A 23290-nucleotide genomic window follows, 5' to 3' on the forward strand; every position below is an offset into this window, starting at 1 on the left:
ATGCCCGCTCGGCCCGTTCAGGCGCGGCGACGAGCAGCGCGGCCAGGTCGGCGGCCTGACCGCGTCACTGTCCCGGCCGGGGCGACGCATTCCCGTCGCCCCGGTGTTTGCGTACCGCCAGCCAGACCAGCGCGCCCGCGATCATGACGATGACCACGATGCTGGCCGGTCCGACGTACTGCCCGAACAGTTCCCATCGGTCGGCCAGGTGCCAGCCGCCTGCGATGAAGACGGCGTTCCACACCCCGGCGCCCAGCATGGTCAGCGAGCTGAACTTCACCAGGGGCATCCGCACCACCCCGGCAGGCAGCGACACCAGGCTGCGCAGCACGGGCACGCACCTCGCCCCGGCCACGATCCACGCACCGTGCCGCTCGAAGAGCTGCTGGCCACGCTCGACGTCGGCAGGACCGGCGATGATGAACCAGCGCTGCTCAGACAGCCGCTTCAGGCGGTCGTATCCGAGCCATGCGCCAAGTCCGTACAGGCACCACGCACCGACCAGCGCCCCGAGGGTCGCCGCGACCCACACCGCGACCGGATGGTAGGCGCCGCTGTTGGCGCGGAAACCCGCCAGCGGCAGGATCACCTCGGACGGGATCGGGGGCACCAGATTCTCCAGCGCGATCAGAACCCCTACCCCCACCACCCCGAGTCGGTCCATGACTGCCGCTACCAGCTCCTGCATCAGTCCGTCATACCCGTGGCGCTCAAGAATGATCCCGTTACACGCCGCCGTCCGGGGGCAGTTCGCGCACGGTGACGAGTTCGGTCAGGCCGGAGATCCGAAGCACGGGACCGAGCACGCTGTTGGTGACCAGCTCGATGCGGTCGGCATGGGCGAACAGGACAGCCAGGCCCGCACTGTCCAGGTATTCGACCGCGGCGAAGTCGAGCAGCACCCGACCCGGCGCGCTGCCGATGGCGTCGGCGAGGACGACGGTGTTGCTCATGTCGATCTCACCTCGGACGGTCAGCGCTGTGGTGCCGTCAGGCTTCAGGGCCGAACTGATGGTCAACGGCGTGGTAGTCATTCGGGAATCCTCGTATGCATGTCGACGGTCGTGCCGGCACTGCTGGAGTCGATGGTGACGTGTTGCATCATGGCGCGCATCAGGCCGACGCCCCGTCCCCGGTCGGGGTTCACCGTCGGGTTCTTCCACCTGCCGCTGTCGGCGACGACGAGCCGGAGCCGGTCGGCGTACGCTTCGGCGCGCAGCTGGATCGGCTCGCCCGGGTTGCCGCGGTGTCCGTGCTCGATGGCGTTGGCGCAGGCTTCCCCGGCAGCGAGCAGCACTCCCTGCGTGAACTGCGTCGGCAGCGCGCAACGGCGCAGCCAGTCGCGCAACGCGCTGCGGACCGGCGCGAGTTGGCCGGCTTCGGCCGGGAAGGTCATCCGCAACGGTCCCGGGTGGCGGTAGAGCAGGAAGGCGACGTCGTCGTCGAACCCGCCGGCGGGGGTGAGCTGGTCCATGACGTGTGCCGCGAGCTGGTCGATGTCGATGTCGCGGCCTTGGTGCAGCGTGGTGGTCGCAGTTTCGATGCCTTCGTCGAGCGGGCGGCGGCGTCGTTCGATGAGGCCGTCGGTGTAGAGCATCATCGTCGCCCGCGCGGGCATGGTGTGCTCGGCCTGGCTGCGGGGGGCCCCGGGACGTACCGCCAGCGGCAGGGAGCGACCGCCGTGGAGGACGTCGGTCCGGCCGTCACGGTGGGCGATGATGCCCGGCGGGTGCCCGGCACTGGCGTAGGTGAGCTGGCCGGTCTGCAGGTCGAGCACGCCGCAGAAGACGGTGGTGCACATGGCTCCCGGGGTCGCCGCCGCGAAATGGTCCATGGTCATCAGGGTGCGGGCGGGGCTGGGGTCCTGCAGCAGCAGGGCACGGCAGGCGCTGCGCAGCTGTCCCATGACGGCCGCGGCGGACAGGCCCCGGCCGACGCAGTCGCCGACGACGATGCCGATGCGGCCGTCGGGCAGGGCGATGGTGTCGTACCAGTCGCCGCCGATCTCCAGCGGCGTGGCCGCCGGTTCGTAGCGGACCGCGAAACCGTGCGGCAGCTGTGCGGGGCCGAGGATGGCGCGCTGCAGCGCCAGGGCGGTTTCGCGTTGCTGATCGATCTGGTGGGCCCGGGTGAGTCCCTGGGCGAGGCTGCCGGCCAGCAGGGACAGCAGCAGCCGGTCGTGTTCGGTGAAGCGGCGGTGGGGTCCGAGGTCGAGCCAGACGACCATGATGCCGTGCGGGTGTTCCAGCCGGATGCCGGCACTGTCGCCGCCGGCCACCGCGGCGGTGAGGTTGGGGCCGTCACGCAGGCTGGTGATGGCGTCGCGGTGGCTTTCTGCCAGCTGCTCCCAGTCGGCGGGCCTGCCGTGCGCCGTGCTGACCGACGGTGGGGCGCCGGGGCGGAAGACGACGCCCCACGTCTCGGTGGCGTGCCAGAGCCGCTGCAGCTCGGCGAGTGCCCCGGCGCCGGCTTGGGCGAGGTCCGGGGCCTGCGACAGGCGCATGTTGAGGGCGGCCATCGCGGTGTCGCGCTGGATGGCGTAGTGCTCGGCGGTGACGTCGCGGAAGGTGCCGACGGTGACGGTGCGGCCGCTGTCGGGGTCCTGCGCCTTGTTGAACGTGGCGTTCACCCACACGCGGTGGCCGCTGCGGTGGACGACCGGGATCGTGTAGCTGCCCTGCGCGTTCTGCATGAGGGTGTCGAACGCGGTGGCGACCTCGCGGTGTGCGGCGGCCTCGGCGTCGGCATCCGGCCACCACGGGTGCTTCGGCTCGTAGGGCAGGCCCTCCGGGCCGAATCCGAGGATGTCGGTGAAGGCGGTGTTGATCTCGACGACCGCGCCGTTGTCGTCGCAGACGAAGAACGCCTCCTGTAACGAGTTGATCAGGGCGGTCCGCCAGCGGGCGTGGTGATTCCTGGTCCTGGCGAGTTCGATGCTGGCCCGGACCCGGGCGAGCAGTTCGGCCGCGGCGAAGGGTTTGACGAGATAGTCGTCGGCCCCCGCCTGCAGACCCTCGATGGATGCCTCCTGCCCGGCTCGTGCCGAGAGCAGGATGACGGGCACCGCCTCGGTGCGCGGGTCGGCTCGCAGTGCCGTGAGCAGTTGCAGGCCGTCCAGGCGGGGCATCATGACGTCGCTGATGACCAGTTCGGGTGTTCTGGCGCGGGCCTCGTCGAGTGCCTGCCGGCCGTCGTCGACGGTGCTGACCTGGTAGCCGGCGCCGGTCAGCAGCCGGGCGAGGTAGGCCCGCATGTCGGCGTTGTCGTCGGCGATGAGCACGCTGGCCGGTTTGGCGAGGCTCGGGCCGAACAGCGGCGTTTCCTGGTCCCCGGGGCTGATCAGGTCTCGCGAACCTTGATCGGGCACCCAGCGCAGCGCCTCCTGCACATAGGGTTCGGCCGCTGCCGACAGGGCGGCGGCACTGGTCGCGGCGACGATCGCACCGCTGGGCAGGTGGCCGTGGCCGAAGGGGATGCAGATGGTGAAGGTGGTTCCTTCGCCCTCGACGCTGTGGGCGGTGATGGTCCCGCCGTGCAGGCCGACCAGTTCCTGCACCAGGGCCAGGCCGATGCCGCTGCCCTCGTTGGACCGCGAGCGGGCGTTCTCGATCCGGTGGAACCGTTCGAACAGCCGGGGGATCTGCTCGGCGGCGACACCGATGCCCGTATCGGTCACGCTGACGATCGCGTGCTGGTCGTCACTGCCGACGCTGACGCCGACCGAGCCGGCGAAGGTGAACTTCAAGGCGTTGCTCAGCAGGTTGAGGATGACCTTTTCCCACATGCCGCGGTCGATGTACACGGGCCGGTCGAGCGGGGGGCAGTCCACCGACAGGCGCAGTCCGGCCTTCTCCACGGCGGAGCGGAAGACGCTGGCCAGTTCGGCGGTGACGGCGGCGAGGTCGACGGGCTCGTAGCTGGCCTGCATGCGGCCGGCTTCCAGCCGTGAGAAGTCGAGCAGGCTGTTGACCAGTTTGCCGAGCCGCAGGCCGTTGCGGTGGATGACGTCGAGTTCCTCGCGCGTCGCCGGGTCGGTGTCCGGCCGCCGGCGCAGGTCGTCGATCGGGCCCATGATGAGGGTCAGCGGGGTGCGGAACTCGTGGCTGATGTTGGAGAAGAACACGGTCTTGGCTCGGTCGAGCTCGGCGAGTTCCTCAGCACGTCGCTGCTGCGCCTGGTAGCTGCGCGCGCTGGCGATCCCGGTCGCGACATGTCCGGCCACCAGCTCCATGAAGGACCGGTAGCCGTCGTCGAAGGGGCGGTAGCGGTTGAGGCCGGCGACGAGGAATCCGTACGGCGCGCCGCCCTGGCGCAGCAGCGGGATGAGCAGCGCCTGCGCGGGTGGCGACGGCCAGGCCCCGGCCGGCAGCCCGGCGAAGCGCGGCTGGCTCAGGTCGACGAGCTGCGGCTCGGCGACGCTCAGCGCCGCGGGCCAGACGGGCTCCGGCCCGTCCAGGGGTATCGCGGAGACGGCCACGGGATGCCCGTCAGGGATGCCGGTCGTCCCCGCCAGCCGGGCTGTGCCGCCGTCGGTCAGGTAGATGAGGGTGAAGGGCAGGTCGCGCTGATTGCGGTCGAGCTGGCGGGCGGCGAACGCGAGAGTCTCCTGCTGCGTGCGCACGACGCTGGGATCGGAGCCGAGATCGCGCAGGGTGGCCATGCGCCGCTCGCTGACGACCCGCGTGGTGTCCTCGCTCACGACGCACAGCATGCCGACGGCCGCGCCGGATTCGTCCCGCAACGGGCTGTACGAGAAGGTGTGGTACGTCTCCTCCTGGTAGCCGGACCGCTCCAGGAACAGCAGCAGCGCCTCGTCCCAGGTCGCCTGCCCGGTCGCCAGCACCGTGTCGATGCGGGGGCCGATGTCGTTCCAGATCTCCGCCCATACCTGGTTGGCGGGCCGGCCGAGGGCCCACGGGTACTTGTGGCCGAGCGTGTCGCGTCGGTATGCGGCGTTGCAGAAGAAGGTCAGCTGCGGCCCCCACGCCATCCACATGGGGAACTTCGACGACAGCAGGATGCTCACCGCGGTCCGCAGGCTCTGCGGCCAGCCGGGCACCGGTCCCAGCGGCGTCGCGGCCCAGTCGACCGCGCGCAGATCCACGGCGACCTCGGGATCCGCGGAGAACACGTCATCCATCAGACCCCCCGCCGGAAGCCGTCACCATGTGCCCGCATACATGCGCCCTACCCTGCCATCCGGGTGCGGAATCCCGCCAGAGGGCTCGTATGCGGCCGGGCGCGCCTGGTCCGGTGCCTGTTCGGGGGCGCCGCGCCGGCGGCAGGATAGTTTGTCGCCATGGAGACGTCGAAGGAGGAGCGGCTTCAGCTGGCGTTGGACGCGGCCCAGTTGGGTACTTTCGTCTGGTATGTCGAAGATCGCGCAGAACCTGATCAGCGCATGCTGGAGCTGTTCAACCTCCCTTCGGACGGCACCCTGTCGCTGTCTGCCGCACTGACCTCCATGATCCACCCAGATGATCGGGGCCGGTACGCGGCAGCGGTCGCCGACGCCCTCGACCCGGCGGGAAACCGGGAGCTGCGCCAGGACATCCGGGTCCTGCAGGCGCACGGCGGCTACCACTGGGTGGCGGTGACGGCCCGTGCGAACTTCGAAGGCGACCCGCCGACGCCGACACGTCTGGTCGGCGTCGCCGCCGATGTGACCGGCCGGTACGCCGCCGAGGCCCGCCGCGCGTTCCTGTTCGAGCTGAGCGATGCGCTGCGGTCGCTGACCGATCCGCTGGAGATCAAAGCGCACGCCGTCGACCTGCTCGGCCGTCACCTGATGGCGAGCCGAGCGCTGTATCTCGACGTGGTACACGAGCCTGACAGCGACTACTACATCGCCGAGCGCGACTTCCACCAACCCGCGGTCGCCGGGAGCGTGGGCCGCTACCGCGCCGACGACTTCGGGGCCACGCTGTTCGCCGAGGTGCGGGCCGGCCGCACGATCACCGTCACCGACGTGTCGACCGATCCGCGCCTCAGCGAGGACGAGCGGCTGGCCTACCCGGCCACCGGAGTGCGCGCCTTCGTCACGGTCCCGCTGGTGAAGGACGGCTCGCATGCGGCGTCGCTGACGCTGCACCAGACCGCCCCGCGGACCTGGGAGCCGGCGGAGATCGCGTTGATGGAGGAGGTCGCCGAACGGACCTGGACGGCGGTGGAGCGGGCCAGGGCCGAGCAGGAGCTCCGCGAGAGCGAGCTGCGCTTCCGCGAGCTGGTCGAGGTGACCGCGCAGCTGGTCTGGGTGGGCCGGCTCGACGGATCGGTCGAGTTCGCCAACGACAACTGGCTCACCTCGACCGGCGTCGAACCCGCCGGCAACGACCACCGGTCGATGCTGTTCATCGCCGCCCACCCCGACGACACGGACCGGCTGCGTGCCGACTGGGCCGCCGCGGAGGCCCATGGCGCCGCGTTCGAGGGCGAGCTGCGCCTGCGGCAGCGGACGGGGGAGTACCGCTGGTTCCTGGTGCGTATCGTGCCGCTGCACGACGGGACCGGCTCGGTCCTCAAATGGTTCGGGGTCGCCACCGACATCGACGACCGGCGCCGCGCCGACGACGTCCTGCGTGAGCAGGAGCGTCGGGGCCAGCGCAGCCGTGCCCGCATGGAACTGCTGGCCGACGTCATCGGCGAGCTGGACCGGGCGTCCACCGTCGAGGACGGGCTGCGCAGCCTGGTCGGCCTGCTCGCTCCGGGTTTCGCCGACCGGGCCGCCGTCACGGGCACCCCGGACCCGGCGGGCATACCGATCGCCACCGGCCGCGACTCGGCGGTCACGCTCGTCGTCGCGTTCGACGACCCGGCCGGTCGTCCGTACCTGGACGAGGACCTGGCTTTCCTCGAAGACCTGGCGGCCCGGGTCGGCGTCGCGCTCACCGGCATCAGCATCCGCCAGGAAGAGCACCGGGTGGCGCTTCAGCTGCAGCGAGCCCTGCTGCCGCGGGCCATCGTCAGCCGCCCGGACGCGGCCGTCTGCGCCCAGTACGAGGCGGGCAGCGTGGCGCTCGAAGTGGGCGGTGACTGGTACGACGCTTTCACGCTGCCCGACGGCCGGATCGCGGTCACGGTCGGCGACGTCGTCGGGCACGGCCTCGACGCGGCGATCGCGATGGGCAGCCTGCGCGTGGGCATACGCGCGCTGGCTCCGCACTCCACCGGGCCGGGCGCGCTGCTGTCGCAGTTCGACCGGTTCGCCGTCGACGTCGACGGCGCGGATTTCGCCACGGCGTGCTACGCCGTGTACGACCCCGCCACCCGGCAGCTGTGCTACGCCTCCGCCGGACATCCGCCGATGCTCGTCGTCGACGCCGCCGGCGGCACGCGGTGGCTCACGGGCGGCCGGTCAGGCCCGCTGAACGGCAACGTCGACACCGACCGCCCCGACGCCACGGACACCCTCGAAGCGGGCGCCACCCTGGTGCTGTACTCCGACGGCCTGATCGAACGCCGCAGGGAACCCATCACCGTGGGCCTCGACCGGCTCGAACAGGCCGCCACCGGGCTGCACGACCTGCCGATCGAGGACTTCTGCGCCCGGCTGATCGACGCCCTCGGGACCGACCACCAGCGCACCGACGACGTGGTGGTCCTGTGCCTGCGGCCGCCGTCGCCACGGTTTCGCCACGAGTTGGCGCCCGACGCCCACGAGTTGCGCCGGCTGCGCCGCTCATTGACGGACTGGGGCGCACAGCGGCACGTCCCCGCCGCTACGATGTCCCGGCTGCTGCTGGCCGTCGGCGAAGCGGCCTCCAACGCGATCGAGCACGCCTATCGCGACCGGAGCCCAGCCACGATCACGGTCGAAGCGGATCACGAGGACGGGGGCGACGTCGTGGTCATCGTGACCGACGCGGGAAGCTGGCGGCCCGCGCCGCGTGAGCCCGGCGACCGCGGCCGGGGCACGGACATCATGCGTAAGGTCAGCGCCGCATACGAGCGCACGACCACCCCTGCCGGCACTACCGTGAAGCTGCGCTTCTCGAAGATTGGACCCGCGGCATGAGCGATCCCTTGGCCCAGGTCATCGCCGCCGAGGAGCGCGGCCGGTCTGTCCTGCGAGTCAGCGGCGAGGTGGACATGTCCAACGTCGCTGCCGTCGGGGAGCAGCTGCGTGCTGCCGCCGGGGACGCGCCGAGCGTGCTCGTCGACCTGACCGAACTGGGCTTTCTCGACAGCCAGGGCTTACGCATGATCCAGCGATTCGCCGACGAACTCGCCGGCCACGGCAAGAAATTGATCATTGTCGCCCCGGCGTCAGGTGTCGTCGGCAGCCTGCTCGCCCTGACGGGCATGGACAAGAACCTCGACATCCGCCAATCGCCGCCCCAGTAGCGGCGACCGGTCGCGCCGTCGGCCCTGATGTCCGGTTTCGGAACCGACGGCTGTCCAAGCGCGGTAAGTCAGCACTCGAGGGTGGTACGGTGCGCCCGGACGCCGCTGTCGCGGCGCAGCTGCCCTGGCCCTCGGCGGCATACGCTCAGATGAGGGTGAAAGGGATGCAGCCGAAAGCTCGGCTCGAATTGGCAGGTGGAACACCACCCGTCGACGGCGATGTCACCAAGGACGGTGGGTGACAACGTGGGGGACCGTTACGCCCAGGTGGAAGCGCTCATCAACAGCGAGCCCGCAGCCGATGGCGATGGGCAAGGTGTCGCGGCGGGGATGCGGCGCCTGTGCGGCGCGGCAGGGCGCGCGCTGTACGCGTCAGGGGCCGGCCTGACCGTGATGGCCGGCGGCGGGCTGCGTGGAGTGACGGCTGCTTCCGACGCGGCCACCGAACGCCTGGAGGAGCTGCAACTCACCCTCGGCGAAGGGCCGTTGCATCGATGCGTACGCCTCCATGCGGCCGGTTTTGATCCCCGACCTGGCCGACGGGGCGATGAGCCGCTGGCCCGTCTACGCCCCAGCCGTGCACGCCGAGGGCGTGCGGGCGGTGTTCGCGTTCCCGCTGCAGGTCGGCGCCGCCCGCCTCGGCGTGATGGACGTGTTCCGTACGCGGGCCGGGATGCTGTCACCCGACGAACTCACCCTGGCGCTCACCTTCGCCGAGGTCGCCGTGGCGACCCTGCTCGACGGGCACGACAGCGGCGGCGCGGGTGTGGCGGACGGCTGGCTCGACGATCCGCTGGGCTCGCGGGCCGAGCTGTTCCAGGCCCAGGGGATGGTCATGGTCCAGTTGCGGGTGAGCCTGGCCGAGGCGATGGTGCGGATGCGCGCGCACGCCTATGTCCACGACCGCCGCCTGTACGACGTCGCCGCCGATGTCGTGGCCCGGCGCCTCAGTTTCGACGCTCCACAGCCATGAACGACCACCTCACCACATTCTCGAAAAGGAAGGAGGCAGCCATGACAACCACGGTTTCCGCCCAACGGCTCGCACGGGTGTTCGTCGAGATCGCCGACACCCTCGTGGACGAGTTCGACCTGATCGAATTCCTCCAGTTGCTCGCCGGCCGCACCGCAGACCTGCTGGACGCCTCACCCGTCGGGCTGCTGCTGGCCGACCAGCACGGCCGCCTGGAGTTCATGGCGGCCTCGGACGAGAGCGTCAAGCTGCTGGAGCTGTTCCAGGTCCAGAACCAGGAGGGCCCGTGCCTGGACGCGTTCCGCACCGGCACGCCGGTGGTGAACGCCGACCTGCGGCTGGCCGCCGACCGCTGGCCGCTGTTCGCGCCTCGGGCGGTGCAGGCCGGGTTCCGTTCCGTGCACGCGTTCCCGCTACGGCTGCGCGCGGAACGCATCGGGGCGATGAACGTGTTCAGCAGTCACGTCGGCGGGCGCCTGGCCGATACCGATGTGGAGATAGTGCAGGCCCTGGCCGACGTGGCCTCGATCGGCCTGCTCCAGGAACGGGCCATCAGCCGCGGGGAGCGGCTCAGCGAGCAGCTGCAGGGCGCCTTGAACAGCCGCATCGTCATCGAGCAGGCCAAGGGCGCGATCGCGCAGTCGCGGGGCGTCAGCGTGGACGAGGCGTTCCAGCTCATCCGCGCCTACTGCCGCAGCAACAATCTGCGCCTCGGCGAGGTCGCGCACATCATCACCACCGACCTGGCCAGTCTCCCGGACCTGGCCGGTCTGTGAGCGAGGTGCGCCGTCGCACCGGATCCGGTCAGGCGAACAGGGCGAGGTAGACCGCGGCGTGATGGCAGCGCGCCGCGACCAGCGTGCAGGCGTGGAACACCTCGTGGTGGCCGAACACCGCGGGCCACGGGTCCGGCCGTCGTAGCGCGAACAGGACCGCGCCGGAGCTGTACGCGACGCCGCCCAGGGCCAGCATGACCAGCGCGAGCATGCCCGCCTCGCGCGCGATGTCGGGCAGGATCACGACCGCCGCCCAGCCCAGGGGCCAGATACAGTGGCGCGGTGACCGAGCGGGGTGCGTGCGGCGCGACCAGGACGTCAATCGGGAAGCAGTAGCGGCCCGCCGTGGCCGGGCAGGCCCCGGTCGACCGGGATCGCCTCCTCGACCGCGCCGTCGGCGGTGATCCCGTGACCGCTGGTCTGCCCGGCCAGGCGCTCGTAGTAGGCCGAGACCGCGGCGAGCGCGTCGCGTACCGCGTTCAGCAGCGTGGCCCCCGCCTGCTCGACGACGTCGGCCTCGTGGATCTCGAACGCCCGGATGCCTGCCAGCACCGCGGTCTTCAGATCGCGCAGGAGCTGGACGTCGGTGTGGGCGTAGGTGCGGCACAGCGCGGAGACGCGCCGGAAGTCGTCGTCTGCCAGCAGCAGCTCCTTGACGGCGGACACGGAGTTCCGGACCAGGGTGACGTCCGGCCGCGCCGACATGGCGGCGAGGTCGGTGTCGAAGGACCGGATGTCCTGCTGCGGATCGCAGAAGCCGACAGTGCGCTGCCACAGGGTGCGCAGGTCGTCGTGCAGCAGCCCGTCCAGGTAGCTGACCAGGAACCGCCGGTGCCCCTCGATGACGTACTGCGCCTTGAACAGCGTCAGCTCCTGGGGGTCCTCGCCCGAGGTGGCGACCGACGTGGTGAATCCGTAGTCGGCGGTCAGCGCGTTTGCCATGGCGACCAGCATGTACAGGAACCGGACCCAGGTCCGGAACAGCTCCTCCAGCGGCAGCGCGTGCAGGCCGTCCTCGGTGAGCACGACGCCCCAGCGGGCGCCGAACTGCAGCCGTCGCAGGTGGCCGATCTGGTACATCGACAGCTGGGAGTCGATCTCGGCGTTGGCGTGGTGCAGCACTTTCCGGTACGCCGCGGTCGCGTCCATGCCGACGTAGTTGCGGACGATATGCGGGCCGCCGATGTGCAGGTGGATGAACTCGCTGACGTCGATCACCGCGCCGCCGATGGCCATCCAGTAGCCCGCGTCGGGGGTGTCGTGCTGCGCCAGCTCCGACACCTCGAAGCGGGGGGTCTGCTGCGCGTGCCCCAGATATGTGGTGAAGACGTCCTGGGCCAGGCGTCCGTCGGCCACCAGCCGGCGGAGGAATTCGCGGCCGTCGCCGGGCACGATCCGGGTCAACGCGTCGAGCACGGACACGGCGAACCGCGAACTGCCGCACACGTAGACGTATGCGCCGCGGCCGCCCTCCTCGGCCGGCTGCAGCAGCTTCCAGAGCGCGTCCGCCTCGGCGCGGATCACCTCGTCGACCCGGCGCCGCTGCCCGGCCCCGACGACGTGGCGCCGGCCGTCGAAGGCGACCGCGGCGTCGGCGCGGGAGAACGCGACCGCCAGGTGCAGCCGGCCCGCGGCCGCCGCCGCGTCCAGGCCGGTGTGCTCGACGAACTCGTCCGGTGTCCGGATCCCCAGGTAGAGCCGGTTCTCACCGGGTCCGGTGCGCGCGGCCATGAAACCCAGGAACGGGGCGATCCCGGACCCGGCCGCGAACATGACGACGGGCCGGGCCGGATCGGCCGGCAGCCGGAACCGGGGCGTGGACACGATCTGCAGCGACAGCCGCTGCTGACCTTCCAGGCTCGCCCGGCGCAGGAAGTGCGACGCGGCCCCCTGCCGCTTGCGCGGATAGGACCACGGCGTACGGGCGGAGGTGTAGTCGAGCCCCGCGACGACCAGTTTCAGCGTGGTGGCCGGTTCGCCGGGCGGCGGAGCCGAAGCGATCGAGTACAGCCGGAACGGCTCGGGCGCGACCACCGCGCAGAACGCGTCGCTGTCGCCCGCGTCGGCCTTCCACAGCCGGGTGACGTCATATCCGCCCGCGTACAGCAGGTTCAGGACGTCCCACAGCTCCCACTGGTCCTCCATGCGCGCGTCCACCACCCGCTGCCACGCGCCGACGGCCGTCAGCTTCACCAGCCGTTTGGCAACCTCCCGCCCGATCGGTCGGAGCTGGGCGAAGCGCAGCAGCGTCCGCAGCGGCAGCACGTCGACCTCGCCGTAGCCCTCCCGGCAGGCCACCGCCGCCCGCCATCTCGGGGTGAGCGGCACCAGTTCGTCGCCGGTGGCCTGCAGGGCTGCGACCGTGCGCCGGACCAGCTCGTCCTCGTGCTCGGCCAGCACGCCGACCCGGTCGCCCGGCAGATGGTGCACGCCCTGCCCGGCGACGTCGATGTCCAGATGGCAGGTCCAGGCGCCGGACTCGCCGGTGACGACCCGGCCCCGGCGGGCGGTCCCGAAGACCACCGGCGCACCCACCGGCGGGCGGCGCTCCTCGCGCACCACGGCCAGCTCGCCGTCCACCTTGTCCCAGGTCCGATCCTTGAACAGGCCGGTGAACCGGGCGCCCGTGGTCACCTGCCGGCCGACCTTGAACGCCACCTCCAGGAAGCCGTACGCCTTGATGCGGTGCAGCCCCATCCAGCCGCGGTCGCCCACATACGCGTCGAGCATGGCGTTGTAGACGCCACGCAGGCTGCTGCTGCGGGTTTCCTCGACGTACTGGCGCACCGACACCTCGCGCAGCGCGGCCACCAGTTCCTGCCAGTGCCGTGGGAAGAACCCGGCCAGGTAGGTGCTCTGCTGCCCGACCAGCGAGCCGAAGTCCCTGCGTTCGAGGAACGCGTCCAGCGCGTGGATCTGCGGCTGGGCGGTGCCGCTCGGGCTGGGCGCGCCGTCGAAGATCGGGACACCGGCGGTGCCGACCGTCTTTGCCCACAGCACCTGGTCGAGCGGATACCGCGACCGCGGGTTGGGGTCGATCTGGGGATAGATGGCCTGGGTGACGTGCTGCAACTGGTCGAGGATCACCAGCAGCGCCCCCTCCAGGGCAGCCGGGTTATCGGCGACCACGGCTTCCTGCGCGTCCAGCATCGCGCCCAGCACCGGCGTGAGCCCCATCGCGAACTCGGTGGTGACCAGGTAGAACACGCGCTCGGCCGCGTTGTTCCAGGTCGGCACGAGCAGGTCCATGTTGTCCAGCGCCCGCGGGCCGGCCGGATCGCGCAGCCGCCAGTTGTAGAAGAACAGGTCGATGTACGACACGGCCGGGGTCTGCTTGCCCAGCCGCCGCGAGACGGTGGTCCACGGTCGCAGCAGCGAGTCGGGCAGCGCGGTCGGCGGATCGATCGCCATGTACTGGTACGCGTGGGCGAAGACGCCGAGCAGGGTCGAGGCGCGCAGCAGGTACCGGTCGGGCAGCGCGTCAGGCCTGGCGTCGAGCACCGGCATCGCGTCGAACGCCCGGCGCAGCGTGAGCCGGCGGAACAGCTCGGGCAGCCGGTCGGTCATCTCGTCCCAGGCCCGGTGCGAGTCCGGGAATGCCGTCAGCGGCGGTTCGGCCGGCAGGAACCCGTGCGCGAGCGACAGGAATCCGTCGAGTTCGTGGCCGACCTGCCGGTTGTGCGCCTCGGCGGCCTGCACCACCCGCCGGGCGGCGATGTCGGGCGGGGTGTCCGGCCGGTAGATGGTCCGGTGGGATTCGTCGACGAACATCGTCGCGTTCGGGTCGATGAGCATCCACGTCAGGTCGTACCGGCCGATCCGGATCCGATCCCCGGGCACGAGCGCCTGGCGGCGGGTGATCCGCTGGTCGTTGACGTAGGTGCCGTTGGTGCTGCCGAGATCGGTGAGCACGAGGTAGTTGTCGACGATCTCGAGACTCGCGTGGCGTCGGGAGACGCTGCGGTCGTCGAGCGCCACCGCGGCCATGCCGGTGTCTCGGCCGAAGGTGATCGGCAGCGCGCACACCTGCTCGCTGGTCGTCTGGGTGTGCCGATCGGTGAGGACCAGCCGGAGCTCAGGAATGGTAGATCACCGCTCGGCACAGATCGGCGCGGGACAGCGTGCCCACGAGTTTGCCGTCGTCGACGACGGGCAGCCTGCGGATCCCGCGGTCGATCATGACGATCGCCGCGCGGGCGAGTTCGTCGGTCGAACGGACCGTCGCCGCGTCGCGTACCACGAGGGGGTCGACGACCCGGTCGGCGAGCGTGCGGCCCCGCTCCAGGAAGAGCCGGAACGCGTCGGCGAGCGTGCCACCGCCGGCGGTGACGTCGTCGAAGCCGGGGAGCATGGCCCGCACCAGGTCCTCCTCCGACAGTGACCCGACGAACCGGCCCTCGTGGTCCAGAACCATCAGCTGGCCGACCTCCGACACGCTGACCACCTCGGCCGCCCGCCGGATGGTCGCGCCGAGCCGGATATACGCCGGGAACGCTGTCATCACGTCGCTGACCCGCACGCCACCTCCCAGGTCCGATCTGGTGCAAGAAGTGCTGGGGACGCGCCTGCCGACGTGCCGGCGCACACCGGAACCGCGTGCCCGCCGACGTCGCTTGAGTTTAGCCGGGCGTGCTGATGCGCGATGATCCGATGATCGGCGGACACCGATACCCGTTAGGCCTATCCGTGATGGGCGCGAGATGGAGCCCGGGAAATGCGGTGCGCCGGCGGACCACTGACACTAAGGTCGCGCCATGGAGATCCGTGATGTGACGCCGGCCGATGAGCCGGCTGCCGAGGAGGTCGTCTCGGCGGCATTCGGTGAGCCGCGGGACGGGCGCGTTGTGCAGATGATGCGAGCTCTGCGGGCCGGCGGAGCAGCTCGGGCGAGTTTGGTCGCTGTTGTCGACGAGGAGCCGGTCGGGCATGTCGGTCTCTCACGCGGCTGGGTGGACGCTCGACGCGAGCTGGTCGAGGTGTTGGTGCTCTCCCCGCTGTCGGTACGTCCCGACCTCCAGGGCCACGGCGTCGGCACCGCGTTGGTCGCGGCGGCGCTGGAGACCGCCGGGGATCGTGGCGCGCCGGCCGTTTTCCTCGAGGGCAGCCCGTACTACTACGGACGCCGCGGGTTCAGCTCCGCCTCCGCCCTCGGGTTCGACCGGCCCTCGACGCGCATCCCGGACCCGGGGTTCCAGGTGGCGCTACTTTCGTCGTACCAACCGTGGATGGTCGGCCGGCTGATCTATCCCGAGGCGTTCTGGACCACTGGCACGGTCGGTCTGCGTGACCCCGAGCTGGAGCGGGTGGAAGCCCAGATCGCGTCGGCGCGTACGGGCGGATGAGCGCCGGAGGCTGATGGATGCAAAACCTCGCCCACCGAGCGGCCTGACCTCGGAGCCGGCGAGGGAGGAGACCTGCGAGCCTGGCCCTTCAGGGCCGGATGGTTGACACCGCTCTGGCGATGGTGAGTTTTCCGCGGCGGTGGAAGCGGGGTGCGCGGTACTCGACGCTCGTCTGAGCGCCCAGCTCGACGACGGCGCTCGCCTCGGCTTGGCCGAAGGGCTCGCCGTTCTTCGGGACGACCTGCACCGCGACCCGGCGCGGCCCCGCGGCGACGGCCACGGTGTGCGTGCCCCAGCTGCGGACCAGCTGGTCCACCCCGTCGACACTCAGCCGCGGCGTGCTCGTCCGGTACAGCCGGGTGAGGGACGGGTGCGCCAGCGTCACGCGCAGCATGCCCTGACCGATCGACACGGTCACCTCCTCCTGCACATCATCGCCGCAAGCGGCGGGCCAGTGGGCCGGTTCGCCGACGATTCCCACCCGCTTCCCGGCGTCAGCGGCGCACGGCCGTCTCCCGGTCCAGGTGGGACAGCTTCGCGGGGTTGCGTACGGCGTACAGGCCGGTGATGAGGCCGTTCTCGACGCGTACCGCCATCACCGTGTCGATCTCTCCGTCGAGCCGGACGAGCAGGGCGGGGGAGCCGTTGACCTGGATCGGCTGCAGGGTGATCGCCTGATCGACCTTGGTCGCTCCGCCGAGCAGCAGCCGTGCGACCTTGTCCGCGCCCAGGATGGGCCGCAGCACGGCCTGTTTGACGCCTCCGCCGTCGGCGAGCAGGACCACGTCCGGGGCCAGCAGGTCGAGCAGTCCTTGGAGGTCGCCGGTCTCGGTGGCCTTCTGGAAGGCCTGGATCACGCCGCGGGCCTGCGCCGGAGGGACCGCGCCCCGAGGCCGGCGCGCCGCGACGTGTGACCGCGCTCGGTGCGCGATCTGGCGTACGGCGGCCGGGTTCTTGCCCACCGCGGCGGCGATCTCGTCGTACCCGAGGTCGAACACGTCGCGCAGCACGAACACCGCCCGTTCGGTCGGGGTCAGTGTCTCCAGGACCAGCAGCATCGCCATCGAGACGCTTTCGGCGAGCTCCACGTCCTCGGCCACGTCGGAGGTGGTGACCAGCGGCTCGGGCAGCCACGTGCCGACGTAGGACTCCTTGCGCCGGCGCAGCGTACGCAGGCGGGTGAGGGCCTGCCGGGTCGTGATCCGCACCAGGTACGCGCGCTGGTCGTCGACGGTGGCGCGGTCGACGCCGGACCAGCGCAGCCAGGTCTCCTGCAGGATGTCCTCGGCGTCGGCGGCCGACCCGAGCATCTCGTAGGCGACCGTGAACAGCAGGTTCCGGTGGGCTGTGAAAGCGTCCGTGCCGTCGTTCATCGGTGACTCCTTCCAGGCGTCGTCGACCCTGACGCACACCAGACGCCGCCCACCACCGCCGTGTGACATCCCCGGCCGGTGGCGCAGGTCACTGCGCGCCGCTGTCACGGCGGAGGTGCGGCCGGCATCTACATGGCCATGAACGCCACTTTGTGGATCATCACTGGCATCCTCGCTGCCGTCATGCTGGTCAGCACCTCGAAAATGTTCGTCCCGCGCGAGAAGATCGCAGCGGTCGGCCACGCCGGGCAGTGGGTCATGGACTTCAGCCCCACCGCGCTGAGGGTCATCGGGTCGCTGGAGCTGCTGGCCGCCATCGGCCTGACGCTGCCGGCCGTCCTCGGCATCGCGCCGGTCATGGTACCGGTGACGGCCGCCTGCGTGGCGCTGCTGTTCGTCGGCGCCGTGGTCATGCGGCTGCGCCGGGGCGAGCGGGCCACGATCGTGCCCGACCTCGTCTACTTCGCCATGGCCGTCTTCGTGGCCTGGGGCCGGTTCGGGCCGGAGGCGTTCACCGGCTGAGTCGCCGCAGCGCCCGGTCGGCGGTCCCGACCGGGCGCTTGAGACGCTGGACTGGCGCTCCATGCAGGACCGATCTCACACCGTTGCCGGTAGCGCGACCGGTGCGGCGGTGTCCGTCCGTGCCGGGCTGCGCCGGGACCGGCGGATGAACCACTCCGCCACCGCCAGGTTGATCAGCCAGCCGGCGGCCATCGCGGCGAACCGGCCCCACTGGTCCGGCGCCTTCCCGGTCAGCAGCCAGGGCAGATGGGTGAACGCCTGGGTGCCGGCCGCCAGCCCGATCGCGTAACCCCGCATCATCCACGCCCGGTGGGCGGCGAAGTCCCGCCGCCGGACCGCGGCGAAACCCAGGACGATCGCCGATGCCATGGCACTGCCGAACACCAGGCGCAGCAGCATCACCCCCAGGCCGTCGACCGGCGGCACATCGTAGGCGACGGCCATCCAGACCCCCGACAACGCGGCCACCAGCCCGCAGGGGATCAGCACCCGGCCGGCGACACGATGCCGGCCCGGCCGCCTCCGGCGCAGCACCGCGTCGAACTGGAACGCGCCGACCAGGCAGTAAACGGTGGCTCCGACGATGTGCAGCACCACCGGCACCGGGTCGGCGAAGAACCTGGCGTTGCCGTCGTCGATCGGGGCGCCGGCGGCCAGTTCGGTCACCCGGAACGCACCGGCCGCAACCGGGATCAGGCTCAGGGCGACCAGCGAGTACGGGACGAGGCGAGAACGAATGGTCACACCGTCGATGCTCCGGTCCCGGCCCCGCGTGCTTCATCGCCCTTCAGGCTCGCGGTCGGGACAGCCGGTCATCCTTTGGTACTACGACCCGCCCGGCCTGTCTCGTATGCCCATATCGCCGCCTCGACCCGGTTGCGCACGCCGAGCTTCGTCATCAGGCTGCCCACGTGCGTCTTCACGGTGCTGAGGCTGATGAACAGGTCGCCGGCGATCTCGGTGTTGGTGCGCCCGGCCGCCAGCTCACCCAGCACCTGCTCCTCGCGGTCGGTCAGCGGCTCCAGCGGCTGCCGGCGCGGCGACCCGGGATCGTGGCGGGCGAAGGCGCTGAGCAGCCGCGTGGTCACGCTCGGGGCGATCAGCGCGTCGCCGCGGGCGGCGGCGTGGACGGCCTGGCTGAGCAGCGCGGGTCCGGCATCCTTGAGCAGGAACCCGCGAGCGCCGGCACGCAGCGCGCCGTAGACGTACTCGTCCAGGTCGAACGTGGTGATGACGACGACCGCGATCGGCCGGGCGACGCCCGGTCCGGCCAGCCGCCGGGTCGCGGCGATCCCGTCCAGCACCGGCATCCGCACGTCGAGCAGGCACACGTCCGGGCGCAGCCGCTCGGCCAGCCGCACCGCCTCCAGGCCGTCGGCGGCGGTGGCGGCGACCTCGATGTCGGGTTGCGCGTCGAGGATCATCGCCAGGCCGGTGCGCACCAGTTCCTGGTCGTCGGCGACCAGTACCCGGACGGTCATCGGGCCGGCCCGGCCAGGGGCAGTTCCACGGCGACGGTCCAGCCTCCGGCGGGGTCGGGTCCGGCCCGCAGCACGCCGTCGAACAGCCGTGCCCGTTCGCCCATGCCGGTCAACCCGTACCCCCTGCCGGTGTCCCTGGCCGGTGCGCCGTCGTCGCCGACCCGCAGCCGCAGCACATCATCGTCGACGCTGACCCGCACCTCGACCCGGGTCGCCTGCCGCGCGTGCCGCTGGGCGTTGGTCACCGACTCCTGCGCCATCCGGAACAGCGCGCCGCCCAGCGCGGCGGGCAGCGACGCCAGGTCTCCGTCGACACGCACGTCGACGGGCAGGCCGGCGCCGGCGGGGCGGGCCAGCCGGTGCAGGTCCGCGGCGTCCGGGTCGGGCGCGTAGTCGGCCGGTTCGCCGTCGCGAAGCACCCGTACCATGCTGCGCATCTCCGCCAGCGCGCGAGACGCCTCCGCCTCGATCACCTGTAGTGCCTCGACGGCCGCCTCGGGTCTGGCCGGTGCGATGGCCAGCCCTGCCTGGGCCCGGATGGCCATCGCCGACACGTGGTGCGCGACGGTGTCATGCAGGTCGCGGGCCAGCCGCTCGCGCTCGACCAGCCGGACCTGCTCCAGTTCGCGGGCGCGTGCCCGCACGCGGTAGCGCCGCGCCAGGCCCGCCGCGGCCACCGCGGCCACGACGGCCAGGCCGCCCAGGGAGTCGGCGGAACCGGTGGTTCCGGCCAGCGCGGACAGCCCCAGGCAGCCGAGGATGCCGGCGGCGGCGAGCACGATCTCGCGACCCGAACCCCACCGCGTCACGCAGTACGGCAGCAGCAGGTAGACCATGGTGTACGTGTCGGGCACCGCATCGTGCGTGAGCAGCGGGACCAGGGCGCCCGCCCCGAACGACAGCAGCACCATCGGCAGCGGGTGCTCGCGACGCCACGGCAGGGTAGCCGTGAAACCCGCGCTGAGCAGCAGCGAAGCAACCGGCAGCTCGCGGCGGAGCAGGCCCTCGACCAGGGTGAGCACGGCAAGGGCGGCGACGAGCAGGAAGTCACGCCGACCGCGGCGCGGGACCGGCACGGGACGCGGCTCGCGCCAGAAGGACAGTCCGAGCACGACCCGATGGTACGGGCAGGTGCCGGCGGCTCCACCGGTCGCGGGGCGTCCGGAAGGCTGCCGGAGTGCGGGACCCCTGTCAACGACCGGCACCGGTTCCGGTGTCCCGGACCACACCTTGCCGCACCGTGCGGTGAGACGGGTTTGCCCGGCCGCGTCGGGCGGTATCGGCAGGCCATGCCCCTCACCGACACGGTCCGTCGCACAGCGCGGGCGGCCGGCAACAGCCCGGCCCTGGAGAACCTGACCCGAGCCGGTCTCGTCGGCTACGGCCTGCTGCATCTTGCTGTCGGTTGGCTCGCCCTGCAGATCGCCAACGGTCAGGCTGCCCGCGGTGACCAGTCCGGTGCGTTCCGGCTGCTGGCCGCGCAGCCGTTCGGCAAGGCGCTGGTCTGGGCCATCGCCGCCGGGCTGATCGCGATGGCGATCTGGCAGCTGTTCGAGGCCGCGGTCGGCCACCTCGATGAGCGTGGCGGCAGGCGCACGCTGGAACGGGTCGTGTCGGCCGGGCGCACCGTCGCCTACCTCGCGTTGGGCGTGACCGCGATACAGGTCGCGCGCGGCGGCGACCCGGCTACCGGCAGCCGGCAGCGCGCGGCGACCAGCGGCCTGCTCGGCCGCCCGGACGGGCAGTGGTTGGTCGGCATCGCGGGCGTCGCGGTCACCGTGGTGGGGCTGGTCCTGGTCTGGTACGGCATCAAGAAGGGCTTCGTGCGGCACCTGCTGCGCAACCGGATGAGTGCGGGCGAGTTCCGGGCGGCGGTCCTGACCGGCCGGCTCGGCTATGCCGTCAAGGGCGCCGTGTACGCCGTCGCCGGAGTGCTCGTCACGCTCGCGGCCGTCACCTTCGACCCCGCCAAGTCGACCGGTCTCGACGGGGCGCTGCACACCCTGGCGCAGCAGCCGTTCGGGTACGCACTGCTGCTCGTCGCGGCGGCCGGTTTCGCGGTGTTCGGCGTGTACTGCTACTTCCAGGCCCGCTACCGGAAGGTGTGACGGGCCCGCTACGCGTATCCCAGGGCCGGGATGACGTCGGCGAGTGTTCGTTCGACGTGCTCGCGGGTCGCGGGGTCGAACTGGTCATGGCGATGGTCCAGGCTGCGTGGCTGGAACGTCGACCTGGTCGCGAAGTCGTCGACACCGAGCAACTCGAACAGGGCGCGGCGCTGCTCGGGCCAGTCGGCGGCGAGATCCTCGGCCTTCACCTCCACATACCGCCTGCCCGCCAGGTCGGCCGTGGCCTTCCAGGCGAGCCAGCGCTCGTAGACCGGTTTGAGCCAGGCGAGCGCACCGTCGACCGTGGGCGGCGCCCATGGCTGGTCGACGTGTGACGCGACGACCGCGACCGGGTGGCGCTTGACGTGCACGATGGCCGCATCGGGGAAGAGCTCCCAGAGGAAGTCCATGCACAGCAGGTTGAACGGTGTCTTCTCGCACCAGATCGGCTTTCCCGCGTCGGCGGCCGCTGCGCCGAACATCGTGTCGACCGTGTGACGAAGGATCTCCAGCAGTTCTCGCCGATCGCGGAAGTGCCTCGGCAGCACCCGACGATGGCTCTGCGGCTCGAACGGCCCGGCGGGCCAGTCGGCGTGCCCGGACCCTGCCGCAGGCACGGCCTCGTCGAACGTGCAGGCGACGAGCTGCGGCCACAGCCGTCCCACCGCGTCCCAGTAGTGCCGCTCGCCGATGGCCCCGGCGACGGTGAGACCACGATCGTCGCGTCCGCCGGGCAGCCGTACGGTCAGCATGTTGCTCAGCCTGCGCAGGGCGTCCTCGCCGACAAACGGGTCGTATCGGACGGTCAGCGCGTCCGCGAGGTCACGCAGTCCGCCCGGATCGACGATGAACCTGGTCTCCCTCGGGATCCGGTGGATCTGCGGGTGTTCGCCGAGAATAGTCGCGAGCTGCGACGTTCCCGAACGACCTGTGCCGGCTACGAAGATCGGTGGGGCAGACATGGCGTTCAGCTAAGCCCGGGCACCCCGCCGCCGCAACGCGTTTTTCCCGCTCGCGTGCGGGGCCGGCGACCTCGGTCGAAGATCGAACCGAGGCCCGCGCCGCGGCTCAGAATGGACCACTACTGTGTCGCCATGGCTCGGATCATCGTTGCGTCAATGCCGTTCGCAGGTCACGTCGGGGCGATGACCGCGGTGGCCGGTGAGCTGGCGGCCCGCGGCCATGAGGTGCTGGCCTACACCGGGGCGAAGTACGAGCACCGTTTTCGCGCGGTGGGCGCGCAGTGGCTGCCGTGGGAGCAGGCGACCGACTTCGACGACAGCGACCTCGCGGCGACCTTTCCGCCGGTCGGTGACGGCAAGGGACTTCGCGGGGGTATGGCCAACGTCGAGCACGTGCTGCTCGGCACCGGGGCCGGGCAGGCAGCCGACCTGCTCGCCGAGGTCTCGCGCAAACCGGTCGACCTGCTGGTGACCGATCACCTGGCCTTCGGTGTGGCGCTGGCCGGCGAGACCCTCGGTCTGCCCTGGGCGTCGGTGGCGGTGACGCCGCTGCCGCTGGAGAGCCGGGACCTGCCGCCGCCCGGGTTCCCGGCGCTGCCCGCCAAGGGCCCGCTCGGCCGGGTCCGCGACCGGGCACTGCGATCCGTGGTGCACGCGGCGGCCGACCGCTTGCTGAACCCGATGCTGAACCGGATGCGCGCCGGCGCCGGCCTGCCCGCGGGCACCGGTGGGATGGACAGTCTGCTGTCCCCGCACCTGATCCTGGCGCAGGGTGTGCTCGGATTGGACTACCCGCGTGGCGATCTGCCGCCGTACGTCCACTTCGTCGGCCGTCTCGCGGTGGCGCCGCCGCCGCAGGAACTCCCGCCGTGGTGGCCCGAGGTCGTCGCGGCGCGGGCCGAGGGCCTGCCGGTCGTGCACGTCACCCAGGGGACCCTCGACCTGGACCTCACCGACCTGATGAAGCCGGCGATCGCCGGACTCGCCGACGAGCGCGTGCTAGTGGTGTGCACGACCGGTGGCGCGCCGGTCGGCTCACTCGGGCCGCTGCCGGACAACGTCCGTGTGGCGCCGTTCCTGCCGCACGACCAGCTTCTGCCGCTGACCGACGTCATGGTCACCAATGGCGGTTGGGGCGGGGTGCTGGCGGCGGTGCAGGCCGGCGTGCCGCTGGTGGTGGCGGGAGCCTCCCTCGACAAGCCTGAAGTGGCCCGCCGGGTCGCCTGGTCCGGGGTCGGCAGGAATCTGCGCACGGGCAGACCTGGTGCGGCCCGGGTCCGCCGCGCGGTGCGGCAGGTGCTGAGCCGGCCTGAACTCGCCCGGCGCGCGGGGGAGCTGGGGGCGAAGGTGGCCGCTGCCGGAGGCGCAGGCGCCGCGGCCACCCTGCTCGAAGGCTTGATCCCCGGCTGA

Annotated in this window: 19 protein-coding genes and 1 pseudogene; 8 read left to right on the forward strand and 12 right to left on the reverse strand. The window is 71.5% G+C overall.

Translation table 11 applies throughout. The annotated features are described in order from the left end of the window. Positions 1–64 precede the first annotated feature (64 nt). Genes F6W97_RS14970 through F6W97_RS14980 form a run of 3 tightly spaced genes read right to left on the reverse strand, consistent with a single transcriptional unit; the run spans position 65 to position 5140 of the window. Positions 65–688 (reverse strand): DedA family protein, encoded by a 624-nt coding sequence (locus tag F6W97_RS14970; RefSeq protein WP_155370937.1) that lies wholly within the window; start codon positions 686–688, stop codon positions 65–67. A 37-nt stretch (positions 689–725) separates the two neighbouring features. Further along, on the reverse strand, positions 726–1034 hold the full coding sequence (locus tag F6W97_RS14975) for an STAS domain-containing protein (RefSeq protein ID WP_155370938.1): 309 nt from the start codon (positions 1032–1034) through the stop codon (positions 726–728). Beyond that, a complete protein-coding gene (locus F6W97_RS14980) occupies positions 1031–5140 on the reverse strand; it encodes a SpoIIE family protein phosphatase (RefSeq protein ID WP_155370939.1) in 4110 nt (1369 codons plus the stop codon). The genes F6W97_RS14975 and F6W97_RS14980 overlap by 4 nt, the downstream gene beginning before the upstream one ends. 159 nt (positions 5141–5299) lie before the next feature. On the opposite strand from F6W97_RS14980, the gene F6W97_RS14985 reads away from it, so the two are divergent. The 4 genes from F6W97_RS14985 to F6W97_RS15000 all read left to right on the forward strand — a co-directional run bounded on the left by F6W97_RS14985 (position 5300) and on the right by F6W97_RS15000 (position 10092). Further along, positions 5300–8014 carry a SpoIIE family protein phosphatase gene (locus F6W97_RS14985; protein WP_155370940.1) on the forward strand — a complete coding sequence of 905 codons (2715 nt, stop codon included), beginning with the start codon at positions 5300–5302 and terminating at the stop codon, positions 8012–8014. Then, positions 8011–8343: an STAS domain-containing protein gene (locus tag F6W97_RS14990; protein WP_155370941.1), complete on the forward strand. Its 333-nt coding sequence runs from the start codon at positions 8011–8013 to the stop codon at positions 8341–8343. The genes F6W97_RS14985 and F6W97_RS14990 overlap by 4 nt, the downstream gene beginning before the upstream one ends. A gap of 508 nt (positions 8344–8851) precedes the next feature. Further along, positions 8852–9316, forward strand: coding sequence for an ANTAR domain-containing protein (locus F6W97_RS40685; RefSeq protein WP_230686687.1), 465 nt, complete (start codon positions 8852–8854; stop codon positions 9314–9316). 41 nt (positions 9317–9357) lie between these two features. After that, positions 9358–10092 carry a GAF and ANTAR domain-containing protein gene (locus F6W97_RS15000; protein ID WP_155370942.1) on the forward strand — a complete coding sequence of 245 codons (735 nt, stop codon included), beginning with the start codon at positions 9358–9360 and terminating at the stop codon, positions 10090–10092. 28 nt (positions 10093–10120) lie between these two features. On the opposite strand, the pseudogene F6W97_RS15005 reads toward F6W97_RS15000, so the two are convergent. The 3 genes and pseudogenes from F6W97_RS15005 to F6W97_RS15015 form a co-directional block, all read right to left on the reverse strand. Continuing rightward, positions 10121–10406: pseudogene (locus tag F6W97_RS15005) on the reverse strand (hemolysin III family protein); the annotation flags it as partial. 4 nt (positions 10407–10410) lie between these two features. Then, complete coding sequence (locus F6W97_RS15010; protein ID WP_155370943.1) at positions 10411–14118, reverse strand: FHA domain-containing protein; 3708 nt, start codon at positions 14116–14118, stop codon at positions 10411–10413. 49 nt (positions 14119–14167) lie between these two features. Further along, a complete protein-coding gene (locus tag F6W97_RS15015; protein WP_155370944.1) occupies positions 14168–14611 on the reverse strand; it encodes a CBS domain-containing protein in 444 nt (147 codons plus the stop codon). A 235-nt stretch (positions 14612–14846) separates the two neighbouring features. On the opposite strand from F6W97_RS15015, the gene F6W97_RS15020 reads away from it, so the two are divergent. Beyond that, positions 14847–15434: a GNAT family N-acetyltransferase gene (locus tag F6W97_RS15020; RefSeq protein WP_155370945.1), complete on the forward strand. Its 588-nt coding sequence runs from the start codon at positions 14847–14849 to the stop codon at positions 15432–15434. Positions 15435–15522: 88 nt separating this feature from the next. On the opposite strand, the gene F6W97_RS15025 is transcribed toward F6W97_RS15020, so the two are convergent. Together F6W97_RS15025 and F6W97_RS15030 are read right to left on the reverse strand one after the other, a co-directional pair. Then, positions 15523–15846 carry a hypothetical protein gene (locus F6W97_RS15025; protein WP_155370946.1) on the reverse strand — a complete coding sequence of 108 codons (324 nt, stop codon included), beginning with the start codon at positions 15844–15846 and terminating at the stop codon, positions 15523–15525. A gap of 82 nt (positions 15847–15928) precedes the next feature. Further along, positions 15929–16807 carry an RNA polymerase sigma-70 factor gene (locus F6W97_RS15030; protein ID WP_230686688.1) on the reverse strand — a complete coding sequence of 293 codons (879 nt, stop codon included), beginning with the start codon at positions 16805–16807 and terminating at the stop codon, positions 15929–15931. A gap of 138 nt (positions 16808–16945) precedes the next feature. On the opposite strand from F6W97_RS15030, the gene F6W97_RS15035 reads away from it, so the two are divergent. Continuing rightward, positions 16946–17329: a DoxX family protein gene (locus tag F6W97_RS15035; RefSeq protein ID WP_155370948.1), complete on the forward strand. Its 384-nt coding sequence runs from the start codon at positions 16946–16948 to the stop codon at positions 17327–17329. 75 nt (positions 17330–17404) lie between these two features. Here F6W97_RS15035 and F6W97_RS15040 read toward each other — a convergent pair whose 3' ends face one another. The 3 genes from F6W97_RS15040 to F6W97_RS15050 form a co-directional block, all read right to left on the reverse strand. Further along, positions 17405–18073, reverse strand: a complete 669-nt coding sequence (locus tag F6W97_RS15040) for a DUF2306 domain-containing protein (protein WP_155370949.1) — start codon at positions 18071–18073, stop codon at positions 17405–17407. A gap of 68 nt (positions 18074–18141) precedes the next feature. Next, positions 18142–18810, reverse strand: coding sequence for a response regulator (locus F6W97_RS15045; protein WP_155370950.1), 669 nt, complete (start codon positions 18808–18810; stop codon positions 18142–18144). Further along, complete coding sequence (locus tag F6W97_RS15050) at positions 18807–19922, reverse strand: sensor histidine kinase (protein ID WP_230686689.1); 1116 nt, start codon at positions 19920–19922, stop codon at positions 18807–18809. Before F6W97_RS15050 ends, F6W97_RS15045 begins: the two co-directional genes overlap by 4 nt. A 177-nt stretch (positions 19923–20099) precedes the next feature. Here F6W97_RS15050 and F6W97_RS15055 point away from each other — a divergent pair, with 177 nt between their 5' ends. Beyond that, positions 20100–20918 (forward strand): DUF1206 domain-containing protein, encoded by an 819-nt coding sequence (locus F6W97_RS15055; RefSeq protein WP_155370952.1) that lies wholly within the window; start codon positions 20100–20102, stop codon positions 20916–20918. Positions 20919–20926: 8 nt separating this feature from the next. On the opposite strand, the gene F6W97_RS15060 is transcribed toward F6W97_RS15055, so the two are convergent. Continuing rightward, entirely contained in the window at positions 20927–21880 is a 954-nt protein-coding gene (locus tag F6W97_RS15060; RefSeq protein ID WP_155370953.1) for a sulfotransferase family protein, read from the reverse strand. 156 nt (positions 21881–22036) lie between these two features. Here F6W97_RS15060 and F6W97_RS15065 point away from each other — a divergent pair, with 156 nt between their 5' ends. Next, positions 22037–23290: a glycosyltransferase gene (locus tag F6W97_RS15065; protein WP_155370954.1), complete on the forward strand. Its 1254-nt coding sequence runs from the start codon at positions 22037–22039 to the stop codon at positions 23288–23290.

Origin of the sequence: Catellatospora vulcania (assembly GCF_009720385.1) — a bacterium.
Classification (GTDB): Bacteria; Actinomycetota; Actinomycetes; order Mycobacteriales; family Micromonosporaceae; genus Catellatospora; species Catellatospora vulcania.